6 protein-coding genes, 2 pseudogenes and 1 other annotated feature are annotated in these 10355 nt (G+C 58.8%); of the genes and pseudogenes, 7 read left to right on the forward strand and 1 reads right to left on the reverse strand.

What is annotated here, in order from left to right:
• Positions 1-367: 367 nt before the first annotated feature.
• The 5 genes and pseudogenes from ABJK70_RS13665 to ABJK70_RS13685 all read left to right on the forward strand — a co-directional run.
• Positions 368-1783 carry an L-serine ammonia-lyase gene (locus tag ABJK70_RS13665; protein WP_347258241.1) on the forward strand — a complete coding sequence of 472 codons (1416 nt, stop codon included), beginning with the start codon at positions 368-370 and terminating at the stop codon, positions 1781-1783.
• A gap of 357 nt (positions 1784-2140) precedes the next feature.
• Entirely contained in the window at positions 2141-3223 is a 1083-nt protein-coding gene (locus ABJK70_RS13670) for an aminotransferase class V-fold PLP-dependent enzyme (protein WP_347258242.1), read from the forward strand.
• 524 nt (positions 3224-3747) lie between these two features.
• Complete coding sequence (locus tag ABJK70_RS13675) at positions 3748-4032, forward strand: hypothetical protein (protein WP_086135632.1); 285 nt, start codon at positions 3748-3750, stop codon at positions 4030-4032.
• Complete coding sequence (locus ABJK70_RS13680; protein WP_347258243.1) at positions 4029-5429, forward strand: efflux transporter outer membrane subunit; 1401 nt, start codon at positions 4029-4031, stop codon at positions 5427-5429. Before ABJK70_RS13675 ends, ABJK70_RS13680 begins: the two co-directional genes overlap by 4 nt.
• 212 nt (positions 5430-5641) lie before the next feature.
• Positions 5642-6271: pseudogene (locus tag ABJK70_RS13685) on the forward strand (IS6 family transposase); the annotation flags it as partial.
• A 756-nt stretch (positions 6272-7027) separates the two neighbouring features.
• Here the strand turns inward: ABJK70_RS13685 and ABJK70_RS13690 are convergent.
• The gene (locus ABJK70_RS13690; RefSeq protein ID WP_077732335.1) at positions 7028-7333 is read right to left on the reverse strand and encodes a hypothetical protein; all 306 of its coding nucleotides are present in this window, start codon (positions 7331-7333) and stop codon (positions 7028-7030) included.
• A gap of 379 nt (positions 7334-7712) precedes the next feature.
• On the opposite strand from ABJK70_RS13690, the gene ABJK70_RS13695 reads away from it, so the two are divergent.
• Positions 7713-9392 (forward strand): hypothetical protein, encoded by a 1680-nt coding sequence (locus ABJK70_RS13695; protein ID WP_143735287.1) that lies wholly within the window; start codon positions 7713-7715, stop codon positions 9390-9392.
• A gap of 72 nt (positions 9393-9464) precedes the next feature.
• Positions 9465-10215: pseudogene (locus ABJK70_RS13700) on the forward strand (IS3 family transposase); the annotation flags it as partial.
• Positions 9743-9861, forward strand: a sequence feature (AL1L pseudoknot). (Overlaps the previous pseudogene by 119 nt.)
• Positions 10216-10355: the final 140 nt, after the last annotated feature.

Below are 10355 nucleotides of genomic sequence, written 5' to 3' on the forward strand. Positions count from 1 at the left end.
GTCGGCGCCGCCATGCGCAAGCTCCTCGTCCTGGCCTACGGCGTCCTTAAGTCCGGCCGACCGTTCGATCCCAATCATGGGCTTGCATCGTGATTTCTAAGACGGTATCTACGTTCTTCCCGCCCGAACACGAATCCGTACACCGGGATGAAAAACGCTCTATTGCCTCGACGGTCGAAGACAGCCTTTACGGGAGCCATTGTTAGAAAACGGGGAACTTCTCCGGTAGCGACGGAGTATTACGAACGAGTGCGTCGCAAGAAATCGGAGAGCCTTTTTGGTGGCCGATTTCCGGATCGTGGTATGGTAAGGCCCGGTTAAGCTTTGAATCGTTCCTCCGTTCGTCTTCCTCGCAGCAGCGAAAGTTATGGATTCCATCAGTGCGTTCGAAATCATCAAGGTGGGTATCGGCCCTTCCAGCTCCCACACGATGGGACCATGGCGGGCGGCATCGCTGTTTCTGGAAGCCTTGGGCGACCCGGACCGGGTCGAATCCCTGACCGTCCGGCTGTATGGCTCCCTCGCCAAAACCGGCCGCGGGCACGGCACCGACGTAGCCGTGTTGATGGGACTTTCCGGCGAGGATTACACGCTGATCGACACGGCCGTCATTCCGGACCGGATCGCGGCTATCAAGGCCAGCGGTTGGCTGCCCTTGGGCGGAAAACGGAATCTTCCTTTCGTCTGCGAACGGGACCTGGTGTTCGAGAGCTCGACCACCCTGCCGCGCCACGCCAACGGGATGTGTTTTCGGGCGATCCTTACAGACGGCGAAATTCTCGAGCGTATCTACTACTCTCTGGGCGGCGGGTTCGTGGCCGCAGACGATGACATGGAGCAGGCTTCGGCGGCGCGCGTCGTGACGCCTTATCCCTGCCACTCGGGGCAGGATTTGCTGCGAAATTGCAGAGCGCTGGGTTTGTCGGTCTCCGATTTGACCTATTTGAACGAGCAGGCCTGGAGATGCCGGGACGAGATCGACGCCGAGGCGCTTCGGCTATGGCGGGAAATCCGGCACTGTATCTTCCGCGGCGTGCACCGCGAAGGCTATCTGCCGGGCGGCTTGCGGGTCCGGCGCAGGGCACCGGAAATGCACCGCAAATTGCTGAACGGCGCCGACTATACGACGATCGAACAATGGTCCGATCTTCTGCGGCGTCAACCCCGTGATTTCGCCAACGTAGACCGGTGGGTGGTCTGTTTCGCCCTGTCGGTCAACGAGGAAAATGCGTCCTTTGGACGAGTCGTCACTGCACCCACCAACGGCGCCGCCGGGGTGATTCCCGCGGTGTTGATGTACGCTTGGTGCTTCGTCGACGGCTTCGACGAAGACAAGGTCATCCGCTTCATCCTCACTGCCGGCGAGATCGGCACCTTGTTCAAGAAAAACGCCACCATCTCCGCCGCCATGGGCGGCTGCCAGGCCGAAATCGGCGTTTCGTCCGCCATGGCAGCCGCGGGGCTGGCGGAAGTTTCGGGCGGTACACCGGAGCAGGTCTTGCAGGCGGCGGAAATCGCCATGGAGCACCACCTCGGATTGACCTGCGATCCGGTCGGAGGGCTGGTGCAGATTCCGTGCATCGAACGCAACACCATGGGCGCGGTCAAAGCCATCACCGCAGCGACCATCGCCCTGGACAGCGATCCGGCGGACGCCAGGGTCACCCTCGATGCGGTGATCCAGACCATGTGGGAGACCGCAAAGGACATGAATGGCCGCTACAAAGAAACCGCCGAGGGTGGTCTTGCGGTACACATTCCGGTGAACGTGCCGGAGTGCTGAGCGGAGTATCGTGAGCATCCGATGCGCAAAAACAGGATAATGAGCGGCGCGCCCGCCACGCCCCCGCCGGAAAAGGCGGAGTTGACGTCCACAACTTCTGGCGCGCTACACCATGCCATTGCAAGCTCGCGCTTGTCGTATTGCCGACAATCGGAAGCGGTGGTCGTCACCGAGCTCGGCAATGCAGAGCTCCCGCTACGACCGCGTCTCCACGAACTCGACGGGTGTACTAGCGGCGCATCAGCACAAACGTAGACGGCGCATAAATTGCATTAGTGCCAAAATCAACAACGAGGAGACAAACCCGTGCCTGGATTACTACCCAGCGTCGATCCGGATGGCCTGCTTGAGTACTCGGTGGTCTACACCGACCGTGCGACCAACCACATGTCGAAGGTGTTTCAGGAAAGCATGCGCGACATCTCGCGTATCCTGAAAACTGTGCACAACGGCCACACGGCCGTCATCGTGCCCGGCTCCGGAACCTTTGCCATGGAGGCCGTGGCGCGCCAGTTCGCCACGAGCAAGAAGTGTCTGGTCATCCGCAACGGCTGGTTCAGCTATCGCTGGACCCAAATCTTCGAGATGGGCGGCATCCCATCGGAATCCACCGTCCTGATGGCGCGCCCCGTCGAGTCCGGACCGCAGCCCGCCTACGCCCCGCCGCCGATCGAAGAAGTCGTTGCCGCGATCGGCCGCGAGAAGCCGGATCTCGTGTTCGCCCCGCATGTGGAAACTTCGGCGGGAATGATCCTGCCCGATGACTATCTTCGCGCCGTGGCGGATGCCGTACACGCGGTTGGCGGCCTGTTCGTGCTCGATTGCATCGCATCCGGCACGGTCTGGGTCGACATGCGCCAAATCGGAGTGGACATCTTGATCAGCGCACCGCAAAAAGACTGGAGCGCCCCGCCCTGCTGTGGGCTGGTGGTATTAAGCCCGGCGGCGCGCGACCGTATCGAGAACACCGCCAGCACCAGTTTTGCCGCTGACCTCAAAAAATGGCTGCAAATCATGGAGGCCTACGAACAGGGCGGACACGCCTACCATGCCACCATGCCAACCGATGGCCTGCGCGCTTTACGCGAGGTGATGCGCGAAACTGAAGCCTACGGCTTCGCCAAGGCGCGCGATGAGCAACTGGAACTCGGTCGCCGGGTGCGTGGGATATTGGCCGAGCGCGGCATCAAATCGGTCGCTGCGGCCGACTTCGGCGCCCCCGGCGTGGTAGTGTGCTACACCAGCGACGACGCCATCAAAACCGGCAAGAAATTCGCCGATCTCGGTCTGCAAATCGCGGCCGGGGTCCCGCTGCAATGCGGCGAAAGCCCCGATTTCAAGACTTTCCGCCTGGGTTTGTTCGGCTTAGACAAGTTGCAAAACATCGAGCGTACGGTTGCGACCCTGGCGCAGGCACTGGATCGGATCGAAAGGTTCTGAACGATTGCGTCATCGCGTCGGCGACGGAGTACGGTTCGGCGTAAGGGATTAGACTGCTGGAACAGACGCACTGGCTGCACAAGAACCAGCTCATCGGACGAGTGCGATCGGAACTGCGCGGAAAAAACGGGCGACCCTATTGCCTGCCGCGCAGATGCTCTCTTCTCGGAGATAAGGATTTTCGAAAGCCGCGTTTCGGACGGCTTCATACGTTTTTTGGACCTTCGCTTGCAAATTTCGATGACGGGTTCAGCCGATTGTCATGCACGATTCAACCTGATCATAGATGAATACAAGGACGCAAATCGCCAATGCGTCCGGTCGACACCGGACTGCAAGCTTCCCGCCATAGGCACTCCAGCATTTTTCCCGACAGGTTCGTCTGTCCGATCTTGTTTTCGCCTCACAACCTCTCCTTCCTGACTTCGAATCCAGCATTTTTTTCGTCGACGATGCGGGTTTTCGCTGGCTGATCCGTCTTAACTTGATAGACCGTTGAATTCATAAGCAGAGGATAAGGGGGGATGAAACTTACGTCGCAAACTCGCGATGCAGGCATGTCTTCGGAATTCCGGGTATTTCCGTCGGCGCGTTATTTCGAGATTTGTTTCGAGCGACTTTATCGGCTGATTCAGAATCTGATGGATACCGCTGATCGCGATCTCCTACTGGTGCCGACGCACTTGGGTATTGACGTCGCGCAATGTGAAACCATCGCACGCCCCGTCTATCCCTGCTCGCCCAGCAAAACCGTCTCGAGTCGTCGACTCTACACGCGAAATATCCCTGACGATCTTGCCGGCCGATGAGTTTTGCTATCGGTAGGATCGACCTGGTCCGGTTGTCGGTTACCCTCTTGACCTTAGTCCTCTCGCTTCTGGCCGGGTGTGGAACGGCGCCAGATCGGGACGCGAAAAATGTCGGAGCGGGGATTCCCTCATTCTGGACGGCAACGTCAGGCCCTCAGAAAACGGTTTCCGAGCGTTGGGTCGAATCATTCGCCGATTCGACTTTGAGTGCCTTGGTGCATGAGGCTTTGGCAAGCAACTACGACCTGAAGTCCGCGGCCGCCCGTGTGGAGGCCGCCCGGCAGCAAGCCCGTATCGATGGCGCCGGACGCTGGCCTCAGCTTTTCTTCGCGCCGAGCTACGAACGCGCTCAGGTGCGTAGCGCGGGTTTCGGCTCGACCGAATTCGGCGCCTTCGAAGCCTTGTTCACGCTGGACTGGGAAGTGGATGTCTGGGGGCGGATACGCGCTTTCCAGCAGGCGTCCCAACAGGAAGCTGCCGCGACGGAAGCCGATTTCCACGCCGCGCGCCTATCCCTGGCGGCACGAACGGCACAGGCTTATTTCGAACTGGCAGAGGCCAAGCTCCAAGCCGAGGTTGCCGAGCGGTCGATCCGGGACAGGCGCACCATTGTCGACCTGGTGCGCGGCCGCTTCGCCCGGGGACTGGCGCGCGGCCTCGATCTGCGGCTGGCCCTTACCGACCTGGCCAATGCGGAAGCCCAGTTGGCGGCTGCGCGCAACCGGGTTCAAATCGTTACTCGCGTTCTGGAAGTCTTGCTAGGGCGCTATCCGGCGGCCGATCTGGCGACGACGGCGTCTTTGCCCGATCCGCCCGCGCCGCTGTCGGCCGGGGTTCCCTCGGAACTGCTCGAACGGCGCCCAGACCTGATCGCCGCTTTCGACCGCCTGCGCGCCGCCGATTTCCGGGTGGAGAGCGCGCAAAAAGCGCTGCTGCCGCGCCTAGCCCTCACCGCTACCGGCGGCACCCGCAGCCCGGCCTTGACGGAACTGGTCGATCCCCGCGCGGCGGTCTGGAACGTCGCGATAGGTCTTCTGCAACCGCTCTTCACCGGCGGCCGTCTCAAGGGAGAGATTCGGCTGAACCAAGCTCTGGCGGAGGAAGCGCTCAATCTGTACAAAAACACGGCGCTCAACGCCTTCCGCGAGGTGGAACAATCGCTCGCCGCGGAGGAATGGCTGAGGGAGGAAGAACGGGCGCTCAAGGAAGCCGTCGAACAAACCGAAGCAAGCCGAAAGCTGGCGGTCTATTCCTACCGTCACGGCTTCATCGAAATCCTGACCCTGCTGGACAGCTACCGAAGCACCCTGAACGCGCAAAGCGCACATCTCGCCGTCAAGCGGCAATTGCTCAGCAACCGAATCGATCTCTATTTGGCGCTGGGAGGGGAAGTATGAAAGCGGAGAGTTTATCGCTACGGAATATGTTGCACACCACGCAGTGTGGGCCAGGCCGACGCGGATCTGGTACCTACCAACTGTCGAAGGATTTGGTCCACCTCCTGTCAAAACGCCGAATCGCGATTGCACCGGCACAAAACAGGCTCCGTTGCAAAAACTGTGTTGTCGAGCGAGGATGGCCGCGAGGGACTGAACATAGGAGGTCAAACGTGGATTCCGTATTCCGGTGGCGGCGCTTTGCGCCCGAAGTGATCCTGCCGGGCGTGCGCTGGTATTGCAAGTACGGCATCAGCTACCGCGACCTGGAAGAAATGATGCCGGAACGTGGCATCGCCGTCGATCATACGACGCTGTACCGCTGGGCGCAGCGCTACGCGCCCGAATTGGAGAAGCGTACGCTCTGGTATCAGAGCCGCCTGAGCTCGAGCTAGCGTGTGAACGAGACCTACATCAAGGTTCGCGGCGAGTGGAAATACCTGTTCCGCGCCATCGATAAAGAGGGCCGCACCCTCGACTTTTGCTTGTCGGATATCCGAAACGCCAAGGCCGCCAAGCGTTTCCTGGCCAAGGCGCTGAGGCGCTCGAAGCACTACCGGCCAGGCAAGATCAACACCGACAAGAACCCGGCCTACGGCGAAGCCATCCGCAAACTGAAGAAGGAAGGTTTGCTGCCGGCGGACTGCCTCCACCGGCAAGTGAAATATCTGAATGATCGCCTTGAATCCGATCCCGGTAAACTGAAGCGCTTGATTAAGCCGACCCTCGGCTTTCAGTCGATGCGAACGGCGTATGCCACGATCAAGGGCTTCGAGGTGATGCGCATGTTCCGGAAGCGCCAGTTCGACTTTTGGATCGACGCCGTCGGTGGCCGAACCGAGGCGTGCTTCGTCAACCGGCTATTCAGCGTGTATGCCTGACCCGGCGACAGGCCGAACGGCTCAGAAACGTGCTTAAACCATTTTTGCAACGGAGCCGGGCGCCCGGTGTGCGCGTAGCGGGCCGCGAATTCGTCCGACAGCGAGGCCAGAATGCCATCCACCAACAGCCGCATCCGGCGCAACGGATGCGTTTGAGGAACCCGGTCTTCCCGGTTCACGTAGCTAAACAGGGCTCCTTGGGTGACATCTTTGCCGCGCATCGTCGTTCTCGAAAAAATAAAGCGGGTAGTTTAACCGGTCACAGTCCCACACTACCTGATTAGGTGCGACCGGCAGAGTTTTTCACCAGCCTGCTAACGTGAAAACAATAGTTTATACCGTTTCATTCGGAACTTGGGTGGCCTGTAGACAGCCGCCTTGGGCAGATCATGACTTTACGGTGCCTTTGAGTTGTTCACCCAATAAGCCCCGGTTTTGTTGGAGGGATTTTACTGCCGGCGCAATAGCTCAGGTAAAACTCGATACCCAAATGGAAATCCCCGGATACACGTCCCAATACTCTATATTGTAGAGACAGCCTAATACCTCGGTCTTTGCTAATTAGACCTAGATACAGGGTAATATTCGGATTCATCCACCCGTCGGATGGATGGCTGGTACCGGCCATCCATCTTCCAGGCTGTCCGCTTGGGACTATATCATCACGAGACGATTACCTTATAACCCGGTAACTTGCAGGAAATTCGCGCCTGTTACGGGTAACTGGTTAGTAACCGCAAATCCGACAGAAGCGCCGGTCGGATGCGAAATAAAAGATATCAAGCATACACCACCGTCTGGCTGACCTCCGGTCGAGGCACCACCGATGCCGCATGTCGATCCGCCTTCCACAGTGGCCAAGACTTGGTCTTGAAGGGGGGTAGCGCCCTTAATTTCACCGAGCGCATGGAAATCACTGGCGATAGCTGGAGCGGCGATCATCATGGTTGCCAACATACTCACTGAAAACATCATTTTCCTCATTGTGATTACTCCTAAATATTGCCGAGTTGGAGCGGGTAATAGGTCCCTTCAGGGTGCGAAATACCCCATCCTTAATCGACTCAAATAAACCGGGCAAAAAATACCCGGACCAAAGTTTGAAGATATCCATTCCTCCTGACTACAGTCCGTTGGTGGGGAGCATACGAAGAATTGAATGGCTGGCCTTAGGGAAATAATCTCGAAGTGAGACAGGACAATTTCCCGAACGAATGCAATAAATATCCCAGCACCGTGATACCCGCTATGGCAGCTTATCGATTCAGCAATTAAAGGGTTATTATACGAGGGCGGATAACACGGAGTGGAGTCCTTTCAGGGTCATGCCCCGCTCCGATTCCTATTGATTAGGAGCACAATAATGGAAAAAACGATATTGTTGGGTAGTGCGATCGCAGTCAATTTGGCTCTCGCTCCAATTAGCGTATATGGAACGACTCCGAGCGCCGTTTCGACTACACCAACGGATTTGACGGGATGTATTCCAATTGATGATTCGAGCACGGATGCTTGGAATACCGGAGAGTTTTGTCCCGACTCCGGCCAGGGCATCCCGACCGCCGGCTCCGCTAATATGTCGGCTGCCAGCAGCCCTCCAGCCGCAGCGAGCGCGCGGTCAATTCACAGCACGCCAGTTTCCGCCATTAACCCGGTTATCGCTTCACCGGCCCGCACCGAATGTCTGTCTGCCGGCGGTGCGAATGCCGCCGGCCCCGAAGGGTTTTGTCTGGCTTCGGAGATCGGCACCTCGCTTGCCAAGCTGGCGAATTTTGCGGCCACCAACGAGCTGGCGGCAAAGCGCTTGCAGTTTCTGCAGGTGACTTTCAAAAACAGGCCCACATTGAGCGGATCTCGGCTTCTTCCCGCGGATGACAATACCCCTTTGGTTGCGGAATGCTCGTCGGCAGGCGGTTCGACCGCGTTTACCGCCGGAGGGTTTTGCCTGAGTTCGGACCTGACCGAACTCGCAGCGAACATGGCGAAACTTTCGGTCGCGAACAGTCTCTCCGCAGCGAGCCTTAATTTCGTTCAGGTTACCTTCGGCGACCGCGAAATGCTTGGCGAAGCCGGTGAACTTTCGGGTTCTGGGACGTCGACGGGTCCGGAATGTACGTTGGTCGACGGCTCCCGTGCTGTGGCCGGAAATCCGGGAGGGTTTTGTATGGCATCGGACCTCGGCTCGTCGACTGCCGATCTGTTCGCGAATTTTACGGTAGCCAATGACTTGCCCGTGGTCGGCGTGCAATTTCTGCAAATTGCGTTTGATCAAGCGCACTCACAACATTTCCGCAGGACCGTTTGGCCTGGGGGCAAAAAGTGCGAGTCAGTTGACGGCTCGGCCGCGACTATCGGAGATGCTGACGGGGCCTGTATGGTTTCGGACCTTGCGACGCCCAGTACCGACTATTCCGCGAGTTTTTCGGTAGCCAATAGTTTAGCCATCGCGGGTATGCAATACGTACAGGCTACGTTCGGGCGCAATCAACTCCCCGCCGGCACGGCACGTTCCACGACTGTCGGCGCGCCAACCGACAGGAGATGTTCGTCGGCTCAGGGTTCGACTGCGGCTAGCACGAACGCCGGCGGATTTTGCCTTGTTGCGGATCGCGGCAGGTCGGCCTTGGGCTTTGCAAATTTTGCGATTGCCAATGACCTGCCGGTTGCAAGTTTGCGGTTCCTTCAGGTGCCGTTTGGAGACAGGGCCACAGCGAAAAAACTTGGTGCCGGGAAGGAAGGTGATCCGATCGGCGCTGTCATTACGGATTCTTCGGCTTTTAATCGTCGGCTGGTGCCGCCGAGTCTTGTGGTCAGTACCGGTAATCTGCCCTTCCATTTCCCCGCTTTTGATCCAACATTCGCCTTCAGACCCTACTCAAACCAGGATCGAAAGAGGAACTCTTTTCTTTCGCTCTCGTTAGGCTGCGAGGCCGAATATGCGGATACGCCGGCAGATCAATCGCTATTGGGGCGGTTGTTGAATCTCGGTCCGGCCCCATGTGTTCGCGATCGGGTACGCTGGGGAAAGCTTTTACTTCACTGATCTTGAAGTGCCTTACCGACAATGAACCGCCCCGGGTTTGGTGGAGGCTCCAACCTTTGAGAAGATGGAGCCATGAGGAAGTCTACGAAGTTTTCCCCCGAGGTGCGCGAGCGTGCGGTTCGATTGGTGTTCGAGTGCCGCAATGAGCACCCCTCGCAATGGGCCGCTGTTGAATCCATCGCGGGCAAGATTGGGTGTACCCCCCAGACACTGCTGGAGTGGGTGCGCCGGCATGAACGAGACACGGGTCAACGCGACGGTCTAACCTCGGCTGAACAGCAGCGCATCAAGGAACTCGAGCGGAAAGTGAAGGAACTGCGCAAGGCCAATGGAACCCTCAAGCTGGCTAGCGCGTTTTTCGCCCAGGCGGAGCTCGACCGCCGACTCAAGTCCCGAGGGCCTTCGTCGACGCGCATCGGGAGCGCTTCGGGGTCGAGCCGATCTGCACAAGGTCTTGCAAATCGCCCCGTCGGGCTACAGGCGCTATGCTGCACCGCAGCGCAACCCCGCACTGCGTTGTGCACGTGCCCAGCGCGACGATACCCTGATCCCACATATCGAACACGTCTGGCAGGCCATCCTGCAGGTCTACGGTGCCGACAAAGTTTGGCGACAAATAAACCGGGAAGGTATCGCGGTGGCCCGCTGTACGGTCGAGCGGCTCATGCGACGTCTGGGCCTGCGTGGCGCCATCCGCGGCAAGGTGGTACGTACCACGCTTAGCGATAACAAGGCGCCATGCCCGCTGGACCGGGTCAATCGGCAATTCGAGGCCGAGCGCCCCAACCAGCTTTGGGTGTCGGACGTCACCTATGTCTCCACAGAGCATTTTCATACCTACTGTACGGGCACTCGCGCGTAGGTCGGGAATCCCTCCCAATCGCAAACGGTCGCTTTAGTCGCGACCCTTCCAATCGCAAACGGCGTCTTCGGGAGCGCCGAAGCCGCCCTTCCCGACGGTGC

Origin of the sequence: Methylocaldum sp. (assembly GCF_039794385.1) — a bacterium.
Lineage (GTDB): Bacteria > Pseudomonadota > Gammaproteobacteria > Methylococcales > Methylococcaceae > Methylocaldum.